At 68.6% G+C, this 20029-nt stretch carries 17 protein-coding genes and 1 pseudogene; 11 read left to right on the forward strand and 7 right to left on the reverse strand.

Translation table 11 applies throughout. The features are described from left to right. The first annotated feature begins 31 nt into the window (after positions 1-31). From IEY88_RS10475 to IEY88_RS10495, 5 genes are all read left to right on the forward strand, one after another. A complete protein-coding gene (locus tag IEY88_RS10475) occupies positions 32-385 on the forward strand; it encodes a YbaB/EbfC family nucleoid-associated protein (protein WP_229693233.1) in 354 nt (117 codons plus the stop codon). Beyond that, complete coding sequence (locus IEY88_RS10480; protein ID WP_189154401.1) at positions 382-819, forward strand: YbaB/EbfC family nucleoid-associated protein; 438 nt, start codon at positions 382-384, stop codon at positions 817-819. The genes IEY88_RS10475 and IEY88_RS10480 overlap by 4 nt, the downstream gene beginning before the upstream one ends. A gap of 54 nt (positions 820-873) precedes the next feature. Continuing rightward, positions 874-2088 carry a SatS C-terminal domain-containing protein gene (locus IEY88_RS10485; protein WP_189154402.1) on the forward strand — a complete coding sequence of 405 codons (1215 nt, stop codon included), beginning with the start codon at positions 874-876 and terminating at the stop codon, positions 2086-2088. Positions 2089-2180: 92 nt separating this feature from the next. Next, positions 2181-2924 (forward strand): GntR family transcriptional regulator, encoded by a 744-nt coding sequence (locus tag IEY88_RS10490; RefSeq protein WP_189154403.1) that lies wholly within the window; start codon positions 2181-2183, stop codon positions 2922-2924. Between the two features lie 2 nt (positions 2925-2926). Next, positions 2927-3904, forward strand: a complete 978-nt coding sequence (locus IEY88_RS10495) for a dTDP-glucose 4,6-dehydratase (RefSeq protein WP_189154404.1) — start codon at positions 2927-2929, stop codon at positions 3902-3904. Here the strand turns inward: IEY88_RS10495 and IEY88_RS10500 are convergent. Further along, entirely contained in the window at positions 3891-4982 is a 1092-nt protein-coding gene (locus tag IEY88_RS10500; protein WP_189154405.1) for an adenosine deaminase, read from the reverse strand. The genes IEY88_RS10495 and IEY88_RS10500 overlap by 14 nt on opposite strands. 968 nt (positions 4983-5950) lie before the next feature. Between IEY88_RS10500 and IEY88_RS45725 the strand changes: the two are divergent. Continuing rightward, a pseudogene (locus IEY88_RS45725) lies at positions 5951-6470 on the forward strand (hypothetical protein); the annotation flags it as partial. A 1196-nt stretch (positions 6471-7666) separates the two neighbouring features. Further along, positions 7667-9133 carry a serine/threonine-protein kinase gene (locus IEY88_RS10510; protein WP_229693234.1) on the forward strand — a complete coding sequence of 489 codons (1467 nt, stop codon included), beginning with the start codon at positions 7667-7669 and terminating at the stop codon, positions 9131-9133. Here IEY88_RS10510 and IEY88_RS10515 read toward each other — a convergent pair. The 6 genes from IEY88_RS10515 to IEY88_RS10540 form a co-directional block, all read right to left on the reverse strand. Continuing rightward, complete coding sequence (locus tag IEY88_RS10515) at positions 9130-10404, reverse strand: thymidine phosphorylase (protein ID WP_189154407.1); 1275 nt, start codon at positions 10402-10404, stop codon at positions 9130-9132. The two genes, IEY88_RS10510 and IEY88_RS10515, sit on opposite strands and share 4 nt — an antisense overlap. After that, on the reverse strand, positions 10401-10808 hold the full coding sequence (locus IEY88_RS10520; protein WP_229693235.1) for a cytidine deaminase: 408 nt from the start codon (positions 10806-10808) through the stop codon (positions 10401-10403). The genes IEY88_RS10515 and IEY88_RS10520 overlap by 4 nt, the downstream gene beginning before the upstream one ends. After that, on the reverse strand, positions 10801-12042 hold the full coding sequence (locus IEY88_RS10525; protein WP_189154568.1) for an ABC transporter permease: 1242 nt from the start codon (positions 12040-12042) through the stop codon (positions 10801-10803). Before IEY88_RS10525 ends, IEY88_RS10520 begins: the two co-directional genes overlap by 8 nt. Before the next feature lie 8 nt (positions 12043-12050). Then, complete coding sequence (locus IEY88_RS10530; RefSeq protein WP_189154408.1) at positions 12051-13124, reverse strand: ABC transporter permease; 1074 nt, start codon at positions 13122-13124, stop codon at positions 12051-12053. Further along, the gene (locus IEY88_RS10535) at positions 13124-14704 is read right to left on the reverse strand and encodes an ABC transporter ATP-binding protein (protein WP_189154409.1); all 1581 of its coding nucleotides are present in this window, start codon (positions 14702-14704) and stop codon (positions 13124-13126) included. Before IEY88_RS10535 ends, IEY88_RS10530 begins: the two co-directional genes overlap by 1 nt. 80 nt (positions 14705-14784) lie before the next feature. Continuing rightward, a complete protein-coding gene (locus IEY88_RS10540) occupies positions 14785-15918 on the reverse strand; it encodes a BMP family lipoprotein (protein ID WP_189154569.1) in 1134 nt (377 codons plus the stop codon). Between the two features lie 539 nt (positions 15919-16457). Here IEY88_RS10540 and sdhC point away from each other — a divergent pair. Genes sdhC through IEY88_RS10560 form a run of 4 tightly spaced genes read left to right on the forward strand, consistent with a single transcriptional unit; the run spans position 16458 to position 19849 of the window. Continuing rightward, the gene (gene sdhC, locus IEY88_RS10545) at positions 16458-16880 is read left to right on the forward strand and encodes a succinate dehydrogenase, cytochrome b556 subunit (RefSeq protein ID WP_189154410.1); all 423 of its coding nucleotides are present in this window, start codon (positions 16458-16460) and stop codon (positions 16878-16880) included. 2 nt (positions 16881-16882) lie between these two features. Further along, a complete protein-coding gene (locus tag IEY88_RS10550) occupies positions 16883-17290 on the forward strand; it encodes a succinate dehydrogenase hydrophobic membrane anchor subunit (RefSeq protein ID WP_373294059.1) in 408 nt (135 codons plus the stop codon). Positions 17291-17312: 22 nt separating this feature from the next. Continuing rightward, entirely contained in the window at positions 17313-19067 is a 1755-nt protein-coding gene (sdhA, locus tag IEY88_RS10555; protein ID WP_189154411.1) for a succinate dehydrogenase flavoprotein subunit, read from the forward strand. Then, the gene (locus tag IEY88_RS10560; protein ID WP_189154412.1) at positions 19067-19849 is read left to right on the forward strand and encodes a succinate dehydrogenase iron-sulfur subunit; all 783 of its coding nucleotides are present in this window, start codon (positions 19067-19069) and stop codon (positions 19847-19849) included. The genes sdhA and IEY88_RS10560 overlap by 1 nt, the downstream gene beginning before the upstream one ends. The last annotated feature ends 180 nt before the right edge of the window (positions 19850-20029 follow it).

The following is a 20029-nucleotide window of genomic DNA, read 5'->3' on the forward strand; positions in this document are numbered from 1 at the left end:
GGCACACTGTCCCCGGCAGGGGGTGATCGAAGTGGACGACGACGTCCAGCGCGCCGCGCGGAAGGTGCGCGATGTCGAGCAGGCCGTGTCGGAGCACGTCACGCGCAGTGGTCCCATCACGGGACGAGCGTCCTCTCCGGACGGCGCGGTGACGGTGGTCGCGACCCCCGGCGGTCCTCCGCGGGAGATCGCGGTGAGCGCGGCCGCGCTGCGGATGGGCCCGCACGGGCTGGCCGCCGAGATCATGCGCGTCGCCGAGAAGGCCCAGCGCTCCGCGAACACCCGCCTGCACCAGACGTTGGAACGCGTGGTCGACCCGCGCGAGCTCACCGCGCTGGGCGTCGAACGCGGTCAGGACGAGGACGACTTCGGGTGGCGGCGGTGAACGAGGAACGCCTGCAGGCCACCGAGCAGCTCCAGCGCGAGCTCGGCGCCCTCACCGCCACGGTCGAGCACCCGAACAGCATGTGCACGGTCACGGCCTCGCCGAAGGGCGAGATCAAGGCCCTGCACCTGCACCCCGCGCTGCTGAACCAGGGTGCGCGGGCCGTCGGCCAGGTCGTCACGGAGACGGTCAGGCTCGCCACGAACGCGGCCGTGCAGGTCAGCTTCAACAAGATGGCGCTGGCGCTCGGTGACGGGATGGCGATCGACGTCGAGTCCATCGCCGGCGACTCACCCTTCCGGTCGACCTGGAACCCCGTCGTGCCACCCGAAGCGCCTGCTGAGCAGGCACCGCCGGAGCGCCGGCAGAGGGCTCCGCGCGCCGAGGACGCGGACGACGACGCCTTCTTCGACAACCCCTCGTGGCTCCGGTGATCAGCACCGTTAGGCTCTTCGACGGCATCAGGCAGGCATGACCGGGAGGTCAGGATGGCGCAGGACATCGTCCCCATCGAGCTGGGGCTGACGCAGGGTGACGTCGTCACGCTGTGGGCACCCCGCTGGCGCGAGAAGGGCGAGGAGTGGGAGGCGTTCCTCGGTGACGAGGAGGACCTGTTCGTCTTCCCCGACGCCGCGCACCTCGCCGCGTTCGTGCGCACCGCCGAGGAGCACGACCTGACTGACCACCCCGCGTGGCCGGTCGTGCCGTCGCTGGGCGTGGCGGACCTCTCGCCGGACGACAACCACCAGTTCGACCTCGTCGGCGTGCCCGAGCTCGTCGCGGAGGACCCGGACACGTGGACGATCGGTGAGCTCGCCGACGTCGTCGCGATCGTGCGCGCCCTCGCGGACGTCTGCGACCTGGAGAAGGTCCACGAGGTGCTCGACAGCGCCGAGGGCTTCTCGCTGCTGCCGCAGGGCACGCTGCCGTTCAGCGGCCGTGACGGCGGCAAGCTGTGGGGCGAGCTGTCCGAGGTCGTCTCCGAGAAGTGGGACGAGGTCCTCGACGCGATCGACAGCGTGGTGAACACGCCGGAGGTCCCCGAGAAGGAGCTCGCGGTCGCCCAGGAGGAACTCGCCGCGCTGGAGGCCGCCACGGCCGCCGCCGCCGTCGACTCCCCCGACGAGTCCGACGACGAGGACAAGGCCGAGCCCACGGGCTTCTGGGCCGAGGTCGGCGTCGACCCGATCAAGATCATCACGTCGGCCGGCGAGTTCTACACGCTGCGCTGCTACCTCGGCGACGACCCGGTGTTCCTGGGCCGCCGCGGCAAGATCGAGGTCTTCGGCTCGCCGCGCGCGTTGAGCCGTTTCGTCGCCGAGAACGACGAGCACGACCTGGCCGAGGTCGAGACCTGGAACGACATCAAGGTCAAGGCCACCGCGGGCGAGCTCGACGTCGAGGTCGAGGACGACAACGTCTACGTGCTCACCGGCATCGCCGAGGACATGGAGGAGGGCCCCGACTCCCTCGACCCGCAGCAGCTCGACCTCGCCGTCGAACTGTTCGAGGACGCGGCCGAGTGGGCAGAGGACGAGTCCGTGAAGAACGCGCTCGCCTCGTCCGAGTCGCTGGGCTGGCTCGTGTCGTTCGTCGTGTCGCCGGACCCGACGCGTCTCGCGCCGTCCGCCCCGTACGACGCCGAGGTGGCCGCGTTCCGCACGCTGCAGGCCTCGTTCGAGGACCGGCTCAACACCAACTGATCTTCTGGCACGCCGAAGGGGCCGTTCGCATCGCGCGAGCGGCCCCTTCGCGTTGCGCCGGAACACTTGACTCATCTGTATGATACAGGTTTATGACAGGTTCCCGGTCTCAACGGCTGGCGGCCGACCTACGCGGGCGCATCACGCTCGGCGACTACGGCCCGGCCGGTTCGATCGAGAGCGAGGCCGAACTCGGCCGCCGCTACGAGGTCAGCCGCGTGACCGTGCGCCGCGCGTTGGAACAGCTCCGCGACGAGGGGCTGCTGGCGTCGCGCAAGGGCGCCGGTTGGTACGTGGTGTCGTTCGCGCAGCCACTGGCGCTCGGCACGTTCCAGCACGCGCAGTCGGCGGTCGCCGAAGCAGGTGTCTCGCTCGTGCGGACCGTTCTCGAGTACGGGTACCAGGCAGCTTCTGCCGGTGTCGCGTCCACGCTGGGTTCCGGCGAGATGCTGCGCGTGCGTTCGTTGCGACGCACGGGAGACACGCCACTGGACGTCGTCACGGAGTGGGTGCCGCTGGCGCTGGCCGCACCGGTCAGCCGTGCCGACGCCGAGGAGCCCGGCACTTGGGAGACGTTGCGGCGCAACGGAAACCAGATCGCCGTCGTCCGGCAGAGCATCGCGGCCGTCGCCGCCGGTGACCTCGGAACGCTGCTCGGCGTCACCGCCGCCACCCCCGTGCTGCTCGTGCGCCGCGTCGCGCTGGACACCGCTGAGCAGCCGATCGCCCTGTCCGAGCACCACTACCTGGGCCACCGGTTCCAGCTGGAGGTCGAGTTCCGCGGCTGGCCCGGCGCGGAACCTCCCGGCGTCGCCGCGATTCCCTCGGAGGACTGACCATGCGCGTGCTCATCACCGGCGCGGCCGGGTTCATCGGCTCGCACTTCACCCGCTACTGGCTGCGCGAACACCCGGCGGACGAGGTGATCGCGCTCGACGCGCTCACCTACCGCGGCACCCTCGCGAACGTGCCCGCCGACGCGAAGTTCGTGCACGCGGACATCGCCGAAGCCGACGTCGAGGGCGTCGACGTCGTCGTGAACTTCGCGGCCGAGTCGCACAACTCGTTGGCAGTGCTGGACCCTGCCCGTTTCTTCCGCACCAACGTGCTGAGCACGCAGTCCTTGCTGGAGGCGTGCCACCGCGCGGGCGTGAGGCGTTTCCACCACGTCTCGACGTGCGAGGTCTACGGCGATCTGTCCCTGGACGCCACCGAGGCTTTCCACGAGGAGTCGCCCTACCGGCCGCGCACGCCCTACAACGCGTCGAAGGCCGGCTCGGACCACGCCGTGCGTTCGTACTTCGAGACGTTCGACCTGCCGGTGACGATCACCAACTGCGCCAACAACTACGGCCCGAACCAGTTCCCCGAGAACGTGCTGCCGCTGTTCACGACCCGCGCGCTGAACGGCGAACAGCTGCCCGTCTACGCGTCGAGCGACAACCGCCGCGAGTGGATCCACGTGCTGGACCACTGCCGCGCGATCGACGCCGTGCTGCAGGAGGGTGTCCTCGGCCGGACCTACCACGTGGGCACGGGCGTCGAGGCGAGCGTCGACCAGATCGCCGACCTGGTGCTGGACGAACTGGGGCTGCCGCAGTCGCGGAAGTCGATCGTCGCCGACCGCCCCGGCCACGACCGCCGCTACCTGCTGGACTCCACGCGGATCGGCCGCGAACTGGGGTGGCGCCCGGAGATCGGCTTCGAGGCCGGTGTCCGGGACACCATCCGCTGGTACGCGGCCAACCGCGCGTGGTGGGAACCGCTGCTGCAGCTCAGCGCGATCGACGAGAGCGCATGGGCTACGACGAGGTGAGCGCCGCGTAACCCGGCTTGACCAGCTCGTTGATGATCGCCAGCCGCTCGTCGAACCCGAGGAACGCCGACTTCATGGCGTTGATCGTGAACCACTGCAGGTCCGCCCAGCCGTAGCCGAACGTCTCGGCCAGCGCGGCGAACTCGCTGGAGAGCGTGCAGTCGCTCATCAGGCGGTTGTCGGTGTTGACGGTGACGCGGAACCGCAGCTTCGCGAGCAGGCCGATCGGGTGGTCGGCGAGCGTCGGCGCGGCACCGGTCTGCAGGTTCGACGTCGGGCACATCTCCAGCGGGATGCGGCGGTCGCGGACGTACGCGGCCAGCCGTCCCAGCTGGACGGTGCCGTCGCCGGAGACCTTGATGTCGTCGACGATCCGCACACCGTGACCGAGGCGTTCGGCACCGCAGTGCTGGATCGCCTCCCAGATGGACGGCAGCCCGAACGCCTCACCGGCGTGGATGGTGAAGTGCGTGTTCTGCTGGCGCAGGTACTCGAACGTGTCGAGCCCCCTGGTGGGAGGGAACCCGGCCTCGGGCCCCGCGATGTCGAACCCGACGACACCGAGGTCGCGATACCGGACAGCCAACTCGGCGATGCGCAGCCAGCCCTCGTTCTGCCGCATGGCGCACAACAGGGTGCCGACGCGGATCTTGCGACCGGTCGCCGCGACGCGCTGCTCGCCGATCCGGAAACCCTCCTGGACGGCCTCGACGACCTGCTCCAGCGAGAGACCCTTCTCGGTGTTCAGCTCGGGCGCGTACCGGATCTCGGCGTAGACGACACCGTCCGCGGCCAGGTCCTCCACGGCCTCGGCGGCGACGCGAACGAGCGACGGCTCGTCCTGCATGACACCGCACGTGTGGGCGAAACCTTCGAGGTAGCGCACCAGGGAGCCGGAGTTGGCGTTGTCTCGAAACCAACCCCCGAGGACGCCCGCGTCTGTGGTGGGCAGGCCCTGGTAGCCGGTGGCATCGGCGAGTTCGATCACCGTCTGCGGGCGGAGGCCACCGTCGAGGTGGTCGTGCAGCAGCACCTTCGGCGCGCTGCGGATGGACTCCAAGGTAAGCGGCGTGGACATTGCTACACGTTACTCCAAGCGGCGGGTCCGACCGAGGGGCCGCGCGGTGCCAACCGAGAGCCGCAAACGCATGGCACCACGGACGAAGCCAGGCCCGGGCCACCGCCCGCACTCGCCAACGCAAGGCGACCCCCGACCAGGCCCGGCGCGCGCCACCACCCGCACTCGCCAACGCAGCCGACCTCGACGCAAGCCCGGCGCGCGGTGCCAACCGGTCAGCCAGCAATGCAAGCCAGCCATCTACGAGTCCTGGCGTGGCGATGCGTAGCGAGCCGTGTGAACCTCGTGCACCTTGGTTCCGGTGGGCGCCTCACATGGCGATTGGGGCTTTACCTTGAGGGGGCGGGATGCCACCCTCACGGGCACGGCCGGGCGCTTTTCAGCCCGGCCTTTTTCCGGCCGTCACGCATCCCGCCAGAGGCTCAAGGTCAAGCCCCAATCGCCAGCCCTTGATCCGTCATGACCCGCGCAAGCACCCTCGCAAGGCAACCGTGCCCCAGGTACGCGACCAACCCCGCTGGAACGCGACCACCCGCCCGCAACAGCACCCGCATGCACCAGCACCCGCCTGCAAGCCCCCCGGCATGGCGCGGCATCCGCCAACCCTCCACCACCGGGTGGAACGCGACGACACGCCGCCCCACCACCACCCAAAACGATCTTGCAACCGATATGATCATTTGCTGGATCAACGTCGTTGCAGATCCGTGATCAGCAACTTTCTGCAACCAACGCGAGGCTTGAGTCACCCCAAGGTAGGAACATCATCGGTGACTACTGCGCGCTTCCAGGCAGGCACTTGGCGTTCAGAGTAGTCGGGTAACCTGATCGGGTTAGTTGCCCGTCCGTACCCGGCCATTCTCTGGCGGGGGTGGTACAGCGACGTCCCGTGACGCGGATAGGCTCCCGTGGTCTCCCCCTCCCCTGGACGAAGGCACTCAGCCGTGACAGAGAACAACAACTCCACGATGTCCTTCGATCGGATGCGCAACATGCTCACGCGCGCCGCGGAGATCCGTGAGAGCGAGCAGCAGCAGATCTTCGACGCGCTGGACGAGATCCACGCCCGGATGTCGCCTCTGGAGTCGCTGGGTTCGGTTCGCAAGCGCCTGTCGGAGCTGCCGGACCGCACCGAGGTCAGCGTTCTCGCTGAGCGCCTGGACGAGGCCCTCGCCAAGCTGGAGGCCCAGGACACCGCCGTCGCCGACATCGGTCGTGCGGTCGACGCCCTGGTGGACAAGCTCGCCAAGCCCTTCGCCCAGCTGGACGGCCGTCTCGACGGTGTCGCCGGGCGCTTCGAGGGGGTCGCGGGCCGCATGGACGGCCTGGAGGACAAGCTCTCCAGCATCCACAAGCGCATCGACGACCTCGACGGCCACCTGGACAAGCAGGACGGCAAGGTCGACGCGATCCCCGCCGCCGTCACCAACCCGCTGCGCGAGCGCGTCGAGGCCCTCGAAGCCGCGCTGCGCGGCCGTCTCGACGAGGTCGACGAGGGCGTGCACGAGCACCTCGACGGCACCCGCGAGGCGCTGCAGAAGATCCTCGCCGAGTCGTTCTCGAGCGTCCACGGCCGCGCCGACGAGCAGCGTGACGCCCTCGCCGCCGCCCGCGCCGAGCTGACGTCCGCCGTCGCCGAGAGCCGCGCCGCGCTGACGTCCGCCGTGGCCGACAGCCGCACCGAGGTCGTGACCGCGGTGACCGAGCGCCACAACCAGCTGGCCGCCGCCCTCGGCGAGACCCGCTCCGAGCTGTCCGGCGCCGTGGCGGAGACCCGCGGCGAACTGGCCGGCGTCGTGGCGGAGACCCGCGACTCCCTCGCCGGTTCGCTCAACGAGACCCGTGAGTCGCTCGTCGGTTCGCTCAACGAGACCCGCGAATCGCTCGCCGGCTCCCTCAACGAGACCCGCGACTCCCTCGCCGGTTCGCTCGCCGAGACCCGCACCGAGCTCGCGACCGCCGTCGCCGACACGCAGAACGTCGTCAACGGCAAGCTCGACGAGGCCCGCACCGCCCTGTACGCGGCGATCGAGCAGTCCCGCGACCAGGTCGACGCCGCCGACCGCCTCGAGTCCCTGGCCCGCCGCCTGGAGCTCGTCACCTCGCAGCTCGACAACATGACCAACCGCCTGGACAAGGTCGAGGACGGCTTCGCCGCCCGCATCTCCGAGCTCGGCGGCACGGTCGACGCGAGCCTCACCAAGGTCGCCGAGACCGTCGGCGCCCGCCCGGACACCGACTCGCTGCAGTCCCTGGTCCGCAAGTCGAACCAGGAGTCGGAACTGCGCATCGGGGGCCAGCTGGACGAGGCCATGGCCACCTTCGCCGAGCTCATCCTCGGCGGCGGCTCGCCCACGCCTCCCCCGCCGCCCACCGCCCTGCCGCGCCCGCAGCGCCGCACCCGCAAGAACGGCGGCCCGAAGCCGGCGAACGGCGGCAAGGACGTGGACGACGACGACCTGGCGGCCGAGGGCGCCTGATCGCCTCGCTCGTCCCATCACCGTGAACGGCCCCGGAGCTGCTGCTCCGGGGCCGTTTCGCGTGCCACGTCTCATTTCGCTGTGCAGAGGTCGAACTCGCCGGCGTTGAACCCGGCGGGCGCGACAGACGTGACCATGACGAGAGCGCTCACACGATCGTGGTTATGCTCGCCGGCATCTGGGGGCGTCCAGGAGGGATAGTCCGTGCAGCAACAGCGAGTTGTCGCCAACCGCTACTCACTGCTCGCCGAGCTCGGCCGCGGTGCGATGGGCGTCGTGTGGCGCGCGCAGGACCAGGTGCTCGGCCGGGCCGTCGCGCTCAAGGAGCTGCACCCGCCGCAGGGCATCGCCGCCGAGGAACGCAACGTGCTCGAGGAGCGCATGCTCCGCGAGGCGCGGACCGCGGGCCGTCTCAACCACCCCGCTGTGGTCACGGTCTACGACATCGTCCGCGAGAACGACCGCACCTACCTCGCGATGGAGCTGGTCGACGCGCTCGACCTCGCCTCCATCGTGCAGCGGCACGGGCCGCGGGACTCCACCTGGATGGCGAACGTCGCGTTGCAGGTGCTGGGCGCGCTGGAGACCGCGCACCAGGCCGGCATCGTGCACCGGGACGTCAAGCCCAGCAACATCATGGTGCGGCCGGACGGCGCGGTGAAGCTCACCGACTTCGGCATCGCGCAGGCCATGGACGACCCGCGCCTCACGCACAACGGTGGCATCGTCGGCTCGCCCGCGTACATGTCGCCGGACCGCCTGCACGGGTTCGAGGCCTCGCCGGCGTCCGACCTGTGGGCGCTCGGTGTCACGATGGCGCACGCCGTCGAAGGTGTCAGCCCGTTCGAACGCACGTCCACCGCGTCGACGTTGCACGCGGTCATGAACGAGCCGCCCGTGCTGCGGCGGGCCTCGCCCGGTCTGGCCGAGGTGATCCGCGGTTTCCTGACCGTCGATCCCGCCCGCCGGCTGACGGCACCGCAGGCGCGGCACATGCTGACCGCGATCAGCCAGGGCGCCACGCAGGTTTCCCTGCCGCACAACAACAACGGCGGCAAGAAGAAGGGCACCGCGCTCAAGGTCGGCGCCGTGGTCGTGGGCATCGCCCTGCTCGCCGGTGCCGCGTTCGCCGGATACCAGGTCCTCAAGCCCAAAGAGACGACCAACGCCGGACCGAACACCAGCACCAACCAGACGCAGGAGAACTCCACCGAGTGGACCGACCCCACGGCGTTGCCCGTGGGTGCTCCGCTGCCGTCACGGCGCATCGCCACGTTCGGACGCGGTGGTGACGTGCCGGAGTGGAACCTCTCGGGCACGCAGTGCGCCAAGGACTTCCTCACGCAGGGCTCGCCGGTGCGGCAGGACGTGCCGTGCAACGGTCCGCACGGCATCCAGCTCTTCTCGGCCGCGACCCCGTTGTGGGACAAGCCGAAGGACATCGCCTACCCCGGCACGCAGTGGCTGGCCGACTTCGCCAAGAACTACTGCACCGAGCAGTTCAAGGTCATCGAGCCGAAGATCAAGGAGCCGATCGGCTTCACCGGGCTCGTGCCGACGCAGAAGGAGTGGGAGGCGTACAACGACGCCGCCGCGCCGGGCCGCCAGGAGGTCCTGTGCGTGCTGTGGAAGCAGGACAGGTCGCCCCTGGCGGGCTCGCTCGTGAACTAGCCGCGGATGGTGTCGATCACCAGCGGCGAACGCTCCGGCGCGGCGTCCGAAACGCTGTAGGCGCCTTCCAGCGCCTGCAGCGCACCGGCCACCGCGTCCGGGGTGTCGGTGTAGAGCTCCAGCAACGGCTGCCCGGCCTCGACGACGTCGCCGGGCTTGGCCAGGCAGAGCACGCCGGCACCGAACTGCACCGGGTCCTCCTTGCGGGCCCGGCCGGCACCGAGTCGCCACGCCGCCACCCCGACGCCGTAAGCGTCCAAAGTGGACAGCACGCCAGAAGTAGGGGCCTCCACCACGTGCTTGTGCGACGCCACCGGAAGCGAAGCATCCGGATCGCCGCCCTGGGCCCGGATCATCCGCGCCCAGACCTCGAAAGCCTCACCGGAAGCCAGCACGGCGGCCGGATCAGCCGAGATCCCGGCCAGCGACAACATCTCGGACGCCAGGGCCACCGTCAGCTCGACCACGTCGGCAGGACCGCCGCCGCGCAACACGTCCACGGACTCCGCCACCTCGACCGCGTTGCCGACCGCACGTCCCAGCGGCACGGACATGTCGGTCAGCAGGGCCGAGATGCGCACGCCGTGCTCAACACCGATGGCCACCAGCGCCTCGGCGAGCGCACGGGCAGACGGAAGATCCTTCATGAACGCGCCGGAGCCGACCTTCACGTCGAGCACCAGTGACTCGGCGCCCTCGGCGATCTTCTTCGACATGATCGACGACGCGATCAGCGGGATCGCCTCGACGGTGCCGGTGACGTCCCGCAACGCGTAGAGCTTGCGGTCGGCCGGAGCAAGTCCTTCGGTGGCAGCACACACCACAGCGCCCACCGAAGACAACTGAGACAGAATTTCCGAAGTGGACAGTGCGGCCCGCCACCCCGGGATCGACTCCAGTTTGTCCAGGGTGCCGCCGGTGTGGCCGAGACCGCGACCGGAAAGCTGCGGCACGGCAGCACCACAGGCGGCGACGAGAGGCGCCAACGGCAGCGTGATCTTGTCGCCGACACCGCCCGTCGAGTGCTTGTCGACCGTCGGGCGGTCCACGTGCAACGACAACCGCTCGCCGGACGAGATCATCGCCTGCGTCCAGCGCGCGGTCTCCGCAGCGGTCATGCCGTTGAAGAAGATCGCCATCGCCAGCGCGGACATCTGCTCGTCCGCGACGGCGCCGCGCGTGTAGGCGTCGACGACCCAGTCGATCTGCGCGTCCGACAACGCCGCACCGTCGCGCTTGGCGCGGATGACGTCCACCGCGGAAAAGCTCATGGCAGGTCCTCCGGTCCGAACGCGTCCGGCAGCACCGACGACATCGGCAACACACCGGAAGGCGTGTCCACCAGGCAGTCGCGACCGCCCAGTTCGTAGAGCACCTGACGGCACCGGCCGCACGGCATCAGCAGTTCGCCGGCACCGGAACGGCAGGCGACCGCGACGAACCGGCCGCCACCCGTCAAGCGCAGCTGCCCGGCCATCGTGCACTCGGCGCACAGACCCACGCCGTACGAGGCGTTCTCGACGTTGCACCCCGTCACGATGCGGCCGTCGTCGCACAACGCCGCGGATCCGACCTGCAGCCCGGAGTACGGGCAGTGGGCGAACGACGCCGCCTCCACCGCCCGTGCCCGGAGCAGGTCCCAATCAATCGACGCTGTCCAGTCGACCTCAGCCACGGCGGTAGACCACACCGTCGGCGGCCGGCATCCGCAGGCGTTGCGAGGCAACGGCGAGCACGGCCAACGTCACCATGTGCGGCGCGTACGACACGAACTCGCTGGGGATCTCGTCGAGGCTGATGTACAGCAGGTACATCAGCACGGCCACGAAGATCGCCGCCGCCGCGGAGAACCACTTGCGGCGGATGAGCTGCCACACCACGATCACGCCGAGCAGCAGCACCACGCCGTAGACCAGCGCCAGCACCGTCTCGCCGCCCGAACGCAGCTGCAGGCCGTCGGCGTACCCGAACAGCGCCGCACCACCCAGCAGCCCGCCGGGCCGCCAGTTGCCGAAGATCATCGCGGCGAGGCCGATGTACCCGCGTCCGCCGGTCTGGCCCTCCAGGTAGGACAGCTGACCGGGGTTGAGCACCAGCGCGGCACCACCCAGGCCGGCGAGACCACCGGAGACGATCACGGCGACGTACTTGTGGAAGTACACCTTCACGCCCAGCGAGTCCGCGGCGTGCGGGTTCTCGCCGACCGAGCGCAGGCGCAGGCCGAAGCGGGTGCGCCAGAGCAGGTAGTACGACAGCGGCAGCAGCAGGATCGCCAGCATCGTCAGCGGCGAGACACCGGTGACGAGACCGCGCAGGATGCCCGCGACGTCCGAGATGAACAGGCGCTGACCGGCTTCGAGCTCACCGAGCCAGTCCGCGAGGCCACCCGCCGAGTACGTGTCGAACGGCTGCACCGGCGGCGACTGGCGCGGGTTGTTCGAGAGCGGGAAGAACACCAGCGTCGACAGGTACTTCGTCAGGCCGGCGCCGAGCAGGTTGATCGCCACACCGGAAACGATGTGGTTGACGCCGAACGTGACCGTCGCGATCGCGTGCAGCAGACCGCCGAGCGATCCGAACACGACGGCCGCGACGACGGCGGCCCACGGACCCCACTGGTAGCCGGCCCACGCCGCGCCCCAGGTGCCCATGATCATCATGCCTTCGAGGCCGATGTTGACCACGCCGGCGCGTTCCGCCCACAGGCCGCCGAGACCGGCGAGCAGGATCGGCAGGCCGAGCCGGACCGCGGTCTGGGTCGTGCCGGACGACGTGAGCTGCGGGAACCCGGTCTGCATCGAGGTGATCGACAGCAACGCGATCGCGCCCGCGACACCGAGCATGGCCACGGCCCAGCCGGGGACCCTGCGCTTGCGAGGCGCCGCCGGGATGTGCGGCTTCTCCTCCATCGTGCTGATCACGCCGCACCTCCGACAGTTCCGAGCTCACGGCCGACGCGACGCTGTTCCGAGGCGAGCTCGAAGCGCCGCACCACCTCGTAGGCGACGACGACCGACAGGACGATCGAGCCCTGCATGATGGTGACGATCTCCCGGGGCACACCGACGTTGTCGAGCGCGAGACCCGACTTGTCGAGGAACGCCCAGAGCAGCGCGCCGAACGCGATGCCACCGGGGTGGTTGCGGCCGAGCAGCGCGATCGCGATGCCCGAGAAGCCGATGCCCGCGGTGAAGTTCAGGCTGAACGTGTGGTCGCGGCCGAGCAGTTCCGGCAGCGAGATCAGGCCCGCGATGGCGCCCGAGAGCAGCATCGAGACCAGGACCATCTTCTTGGCGTTGACGCCACCGGCCGACGCGGCGGTGGACGACTCGCCGGACGCGCGCAGCTCGAAGCCGAACCGGGTCTTGTTCATCATCACCCAGTAGCCGATGCCCAGGGCGACGGCGACGAAGATGAAGCCGAACATCGTGCCGCCGCCACCGAACGAGATGCCGGGCATCCAGCCGCTCTCCGGGATCTCGGCGGTGCGGATGTTGTTGCCCCGCAGCTCACCGAAGACGTCGCGGCGGATCAGGTAGGCGGACAGGCCGATCGCCAGGCCGTTCATCATGATCGTCGAGATGACCTCGTTGACGCCTCGGGTCACCTTGAGGATCGCGGGGATCGCGGCCCAGGCGGCACCGGCGAGCGCGGCCACGATGATGATCACCAGCGTGTGGATGCCGGTGGGCAGCACGATCGAGCCGCCGACCACGGCCGCCACGACGGCGGCGACGCGGTACTGGCCCTCGACACCGATGTTGAACAGGTTCATCTGGAACCCGATCGCCACCGCGAGCGCCGCGATGTAGTAGATGCCCGTCGAGTTGACGATGTCGATGAAGGTCGTGCCCTTGCCGACCTGCGTCACCATCGCGCCGAACGCGCTGAGCGGGTTCGCGCCGGAGATGACGAGCGCCACGCCGCACAACAGCAACGAGAAGACGATCGCCAACGCGGGCGGCAGGAGTTTGCCGCGCAGGTGTCCCATCAGTGCTCGCCTTCCTCAACCACCGAGGTCTCCTGGACCGCGGCGCTCGTGCTGCCCGCACCGGTCATCGCGCTGCCGAGGTCCTCGGGCGTGACGGTGTTCGGGTCGGCGTCGGCCACCAGGCGGCCGCGCAGCATGACCTTGATCGTGTCCGACAGGCCGATCAGCTCGTCCAGGTCGGCCGAGATCAGCAGCACGGCGAGACCGGCGGCACGGGCGCGCTTGATCTCGTCCCAGATCAACGCCTGCGCGCCGACGTCCACACCGCGGGTCGGGTGCGACGCGATCAGCAGCACCGGGTCGCCGGACAGTTCGCGGCCGACGACGAGCTTCTGCTGGTTGCCGCCCGAGAGCGCGGCCGCGGGCACGTCGATGCCGGGCGTGCGGACGTCGAAGTCCGCGACGATCCGCTCGGTGTCCTTCTTCGCGCCGTCGGTGTCGAGCCAGACGCCCCTGGCCGTCGGCTTGCGGGTCTGGTAGCCGAGGATCCGGTTGTACCAGAGGGGTTGCGTGAGCAGCAGGCCGTGGCGGTGGCGGTCCTCCGGCACGTAGCCGATGCCCGCCTCGCGCCGGGCCAGCGTCCCGAGCTTGGTGACGTCCCTGTCCTGCAACGTGATCGTGCCGCTGCCGGCCTTGCGCATGCCCATGATCGTCTCGACGAGCTCGGTCTGGCCGTTGCCCTCGACGCCCGCGATGCCGACGACCTCGCCGGACCGCACGACCATGTCGACGTCGTCGAGGATCGGGCGCGAGCCGTCGGGCGTCATGAGCTTGAGGCCCTTGACGTCCAGCACGACCGTGTCGGTGACGGTGGACTCGCGGGTCTCCGGGCTGGGGAGCTCGCTGCCGACCATCATCTCGGCGAGCTGCCGGGAGCTGACGGTCTTCGGGTCGGCGCTGCCCACGGTCGTGCCGCGGCGGATGACCGTGACGGAGTCCGCGATCGCGCGGACCTCGTCGAGCTTGTGCGAGATGAACAGGAACGTGTAGCCCTGCTCCTGCATGCCGCGGACGGTGTCGAAGAGCTCGTTGACCTCCTGCGGCACGAGCACGGCGGTGGGCTCGTCCAGGATGATCACCTTGGCGCCGCGGTAGAGCACCTTGAGGATCTCGACGCGCTGGCGGTCAGCGACTCCGAGCTGCTCGACGAGCACGCCGGGGTCGACGTTCAGCCCGGTCTTGCCGGAGAGCTCGATGATGCGCGCGCGGGCCTTCTTGCCGATGCCGTGCATCGCCTCGGCGCCCAGGACGACGTTCTCCTGGACGGTGAGGTTGTCGGCGAGCATGAAGTGCTGGTGCACCATGCCGATACCGGCCTTGATGGCGTCCGACGGCGTGCGGAACCGCACCTGCTCGCCGTTCACCTCGATGGTGCCCTCGTCCGGCGGCTGCATGCCGTAGAGGATCTTCATCAGGGTGGACTTGCCCGCGCCGTTCTCACCGCACAGGGCGTGGACCTCGCCACGGCGGACGGTCAGGTGGACGTCGCTGTTGGCGACCACACCGGGGAATCGCTTGGTGATGCCTGTGAGCACCACCGCGGGGTGTTCGTCCGTCCCAACGGACGTGGAACTGCTCATCGTCGAGTGCTCCTCCTACCACGCACCGGGCCCTGTGAGGGCGTTACCTCACAGGGCCCGGTGTGCGTGCGGCTTTCGGACTACGGCTTGTCCGCGACCTTGATCTTGCCCTCGATGATCTGGGCCTTGTAGCCCTCGAGGATGCCCTGCAGCTTCGCGTCGATCTTGCCACCCGACGTGGAGTAGCCGACACCGTTGACCTTCAGGTCGAAGACCTTCGGCAGGGACGCGATGTCGTTCTTCGCGACGGCCTTGACGAAGTCGTAGACCGCGACGTCGACACGCTTGAGCATGGACGACACGATGACGTCCTTGGTGTCGGCGACGGTCGCCTGGTTGTACTGGTCGGAGTCGACGCCGATGGCGAGCACGCCACCCTGCTTGGCGGCGGAGAAGATGCCCTTGCCGGACGCGCCCGCGGCCTGGTAGATGACGTCGGCGCCCTTGTCGATCTGGCCCTTCGCGGCTTCCTGGCCCTTCGGGGCGTCCTGGAAGCCCGTGAAGTCACCGGCCGGGGTGATGTACTTCTTCTCGACCTGGATCTTCGGCGCGGCGGCCTTGGCACCCTGGAAGTAGCCGGCCTCGAACTTCTGGATCAGCGGGATCTCGACACCGCCGACGAAGCCCACGTGGCACTTCTTGCTCTGGTACGCGGCGATGACGCCGGCCAGGAAGGAGCCCTCCTGCTCGGCGAACAGCAGCGGCGTGACGTTCGCGGCACCCTCGACGGCCGAGTCGACCAGGCCGAACTTGACGTTCGGGAACTCCGCGGCGACGAGCTTCATCGACTCGGCGTAGGCGAAGCCGACACCGATGATCGGGCTGAAGCCCTCGGACGCCAGCTGGCGCAGACGGGTCTGCTTGGCGGACTCGTCCTCGTTCGGGGCGGCGGACAGCTCGCGCGTGTTCTCCTTCTTCACGCCCATGTCCGCGATGGCCTTGTCCAGACCGGCGGCGGCGGAGTCGTTGAACGACGCGTCGCCACGGCCACCGATGTCGTAGGCCAGGCCGATCTTCAGCGCGCTCGCGTCCACCTTGTCACCGTTGGCGGCGCTGGTGTTCGAGGTGGCGGGCGCGGTCGGGGCCTCAGCGAACTCGCAGGCGGCACCGGTACCGGTCCCCGCGTTGTTGCTGCCGCCACCCGAGTCCTTCGCGCAGGCGGCCATAGTCATCACGCTGGTCAACGCGATCGCGGCAACCGCGACACCACGCATACGACGACGCACGGCTCGTCTCCTCCCTGAGGTTCATCCCCAACGACGTTGTTGGGTCCTAGACGCGGCACCGTACCTCTTAGTAACCAACCCCGTTGCCGCCAGCACCTACAAAGACCCCTATCGGTTACGCATTCGACGCTTTGGCCGTACGAGTGGTGATCACTCGTGTTCAGCGCGTGTCGAAAAGTCCCCTTCGGCCACTTCTCCGTCTCCATCTTCGTCCAAACGGCCCAGTTCCGCCTTTCGTTGAACCCGGAGCGGTCCGCCGTCGTGTTCCAGGTGGCAAGTGCCCTTGCCGAGAACGACGGCCCGGACCTTGGCGGAGGTCCGGGCCGTCGGCCGTTTTTGTGGCGCAGACCGCATTTCGGTATCGATAAAGACCGCTTGGCCGATCGACAGCGTGTCTCATCGATCACAGAGCGGGTGCGCCTGCTGGGAGTGTTCCAACGTGCGGGACTAGGATTTTCCGGTCATGGTCGGACGAGCAGTCACTTCTTCGCCGACCACACCACCACTGACGTTGGAGGCCGCGGCGCATGACCAGCGCAGGCGCACCCGAGCGGTCGGGCACCACCCGAGGGGGTGGGACGCTCTACCGCGGTGATCTGGGCATGTGGTCCTGGGTCGCCCACCGGATCACCGGTGTCCTCACGTTCTTCTTCCTCTTCACCCACGTGCTCGACACCGCCCTCGTCCGGGTGTCCCCGAACGCCTACGACGCGGTGATCGAGACCTACAAGAACCCGATCGTCAACCTCTTCGAGGTCGGTCTGGTCGGCGCGGTGCTCTACCACGCGCTCAACGGCATCCGGGTCATGCTCGTGGACTTCTGGGAGAAGGGCGCCAAGTACCAGCGCGCCATGCTGTGGACCGTGCTCGGCGTGTGGATCGCCGTGATGATCCCCGGCGCCTACTTCATGCTGGTGCGCACGATCTCCGAGCTGGTTGGGGGCCACTGATCATGTCGCTCGCACTCGACAAGCCCCGCTCGCCGCGCCGCCCCTCGGCCCGCCGCAGCAACGGCGAGCTCTACAGCTGGCTGTTCATGCGCCTGTCCGGGCTGCTGCTCGTGATCCTGGTGCTGGGCCACCTGTTCATCATGAACATCCTCGACGGCGGCATCCACCGCATCAACTTCGGCTTCGTGGCCGGCCGGTGGGCATCGCCGTTCTGGCAGTTCTGGGACCTCGCGATGCTCTGGCTCGCGCAGATCCACGGTGGCAACGGCGTCCGGACGATCATCAACGACTACGCCCGCAAGGACGCCACCCGGTTCTGGTTGAAGATGCTGCTCTACGTGTCGATGGTCCTGATCATCTCGCTCGGCACGTTCGTGATCTTCACCTTCGACCCGAACATCTCGAACTGACCCGCGCGGGGAGCCCACCACAATGCAGTTCCACAAGTACGACGTGATCATCATCGGCGCTGGTGGTGCCGGAATGCGCGCGGCGATCGAGTCCGGCCAGCGCGCCCGCACCGCGGTGCTCACCAAGCTCTACCCCACGCGTTCCCACACCGGCGCGGCCCAGGGCGGCATGTGCGCCGCCCTCGCCAACGTCGAGGAGGACAACTGGGAGTGGCACACCTTCGACACGATCAAGGGCGGCGACTACCTGGTCGACCAGGACGCCGCCGAGATCATGGCGAAGGAGGCGATCGACGCCGTTCTCGACCTCGAGAAGATGGGCCTGCCGTTCAACCGCACGCCCGAGGGCAAGATCGACCAGCGCCGGTTCGGCGGCCACACGCGCAACCACGGTGAAGCCGCCGTGCGCCGCGCCTGCTACGCCGCGGACCGCACCGGCCACATGATCCTGCAGACGCTCTACCAGAACTGCGTCAAGCACGGCATCGAGTTCTTCAACGAGTTCTACGTGCTCGACATCTGCCTGACCGAGACGGAGAACGGCCCGGTCTGCACCGGCGCCGTCGCCTACGAGCTCGCGACCGGCGAGATCCACGTCTTCCAGGCCAAGTCCGTCGTGTTCGCGACCGGTGGTTTCGGCAAGGTCTTCAAGACCACGTCGAACGCCCACACGCTGACCGGTGACGGCATGGGCATCGTCTTCCGCAAGGGCCTGCCCCTGGAGGACATGGAGTTCTACCAGTTCCACCCGACCGGCCTCGCCGGTCTCGGCATCCTGCTGACCGAGGGCGCGCGAGGCGAGGGCGCGATCCTGCGCAACGCCTCGGGTGAGCGGTTCATGGAGCGCTACGCCCCGACCATCAAGGACCTGGCGCCGCGCGACATCGTCGCCCGGTCCATGGCGTTGGAGGTCCTCGAAGGCCGCGGTGCCGGCCCGAACAAGGACTACGTGCTGCTGGACTGCACGCACCTCGGTGCCGAGGTCCTCGAGACGAAGCTGCCCGACATCACCGAGTTCGCGCGGACCTACCTCGCGGTCGACCCGGTCGTCGAGCCCGTCCCGGTGTACCCCACCGCGCACTACGCGATGGGTGGCATCCCGACGAACATCCACGGCGAAGTGCTGCGGGACAACGACAACATCGTCCCGGGCCTCTACGCCGCCGGCGAGTGCGCCTGCGTCTCCGTGCACGGCGCGAACCGCCTCGGCACGAACTCGCTGCTGGACATCAACGTCTTCGGCCGCCGCGCCGGCATCGCCGCCGCGGAGTACGCCCTGTCGCGTGAGTCGCACGTCGAACTGCCGGAGAACCCGGCCGCTTCCGTCGAGGCGCAGGTCGCGCTGGCCCTGTCGGAGCACGGCCAGGAGCGCGTCGCGGACATCCGCACCGAGCTGCAGGCCACCATGGACGCCAACGCGTCCGTGTACCGCACCGAGGACACGCTGAAGACGGCACTGCACGACGTGCAGGCGCTGAAGGAGCGTTACGCCCACATCTCCGTGCAGGACAAGGGCAAGCGCTTCAACACGGACCTGCTCGAGGCCGTCGAGCTCGGCTTCCTGCTGGAGCTGGCCGAGGTGCTCGTCCACGGCGCGCTGCAGCGCAAGGAGTCCCGCGGCGGCCACGCCCGCGAGGACTACCCGAACCGCGACGACACGAACTTCATGCGCCACAGCATGTTCTACAAGCAGGGCGAGGGTCTGACCGCGGACATCCGCATGGACTTCAAGCCCGTGACCTTTACCCGGTACAAGCCGATGGAGCGCAAGTACTGATGACCGCCACCGCTGAAACTGTTTCCGGCTCGCGCGGCTCGCAGCCCCCGGTTCCGGACGGCGCTGTCACGGTCACCGTGAAGATCCGCCGGTTCAACCCGGAGATCGACGACGAGCCGCGCTGGGACTCGTTCGACATCCCGGCGCTGCCGTCGGACCGCGTGCTGAACCTGCTGCACCACATCAAGTGGTACGTGGACGGGACGCTCACGTTCCGTCGCTCTTGTGCGCATGGCATCTGCGGCTCTGACGCCATGCGGATCAACGGCGTGAACCGTCTCGCCTGCAAGGTCCTGTTGAAGGATTTGTTGGAGAAGGGCGACAAGCGCACCACGATCACCATCGAGCCCATCAAGGGTTTGCCGGTGAACAAGGACCTGCTCGTCGACATGGAGCCGTTCTTCGAGGCGTTCCGTGCGGTCAAGCCGTACCTCGTGACGTATGGGAACGAGCCGACGCGTGAGCGCATCCAGTCTGTTGCGGATCGTGAGCGGTTCGATGACACGACGAAGTGCATTCTTTGTGCCTGCTGCACTACGTCTTGCCCGGTTTACTGGACCGAGGGGTCTTACTTCGGGCCTGCGGCGATCGTCAACGCGCACCGGTTCATCTTCGACTCCCGTGATGAGGGGGCTGAGGAGCGGTTGGACATCTTGAACGACATCGATGGTGTGTGGCGCTGCCGGACCACGTTCAACTGCACTGATGCTTGTCCTCGTGGGATTCAGGTGACCAAGGCTATTCAGGAAGTCAAGCGGGCGTTGTTGTTCAAGCGCGTTTGATGGGTGGTTGCTTGGCTGATTGAGGCGCCGCGTTCCCGTTGGGGGCGCGGCGCTTTTGTGTTTCGGGTGCTGTTGCGTGCGGATTGTCGCGTTCCAGCGGGGTGGTCGCCTTGCTGTGGTGGCGAGTCACGTTGCATGCGTGGGCGCGCAGGTCATGACGAATCAAGGGCTGGCGATTGG

It is taken from the genome of Lentzea pudingi (genome assembly GCF_014646255.1).
Classification (GTDB): Bacteria; Actinomycetota; Actinomycetes; order Mycobacteriales; family Pseudonocardiaceae; genus Lentzea; species Lentzea pudingi.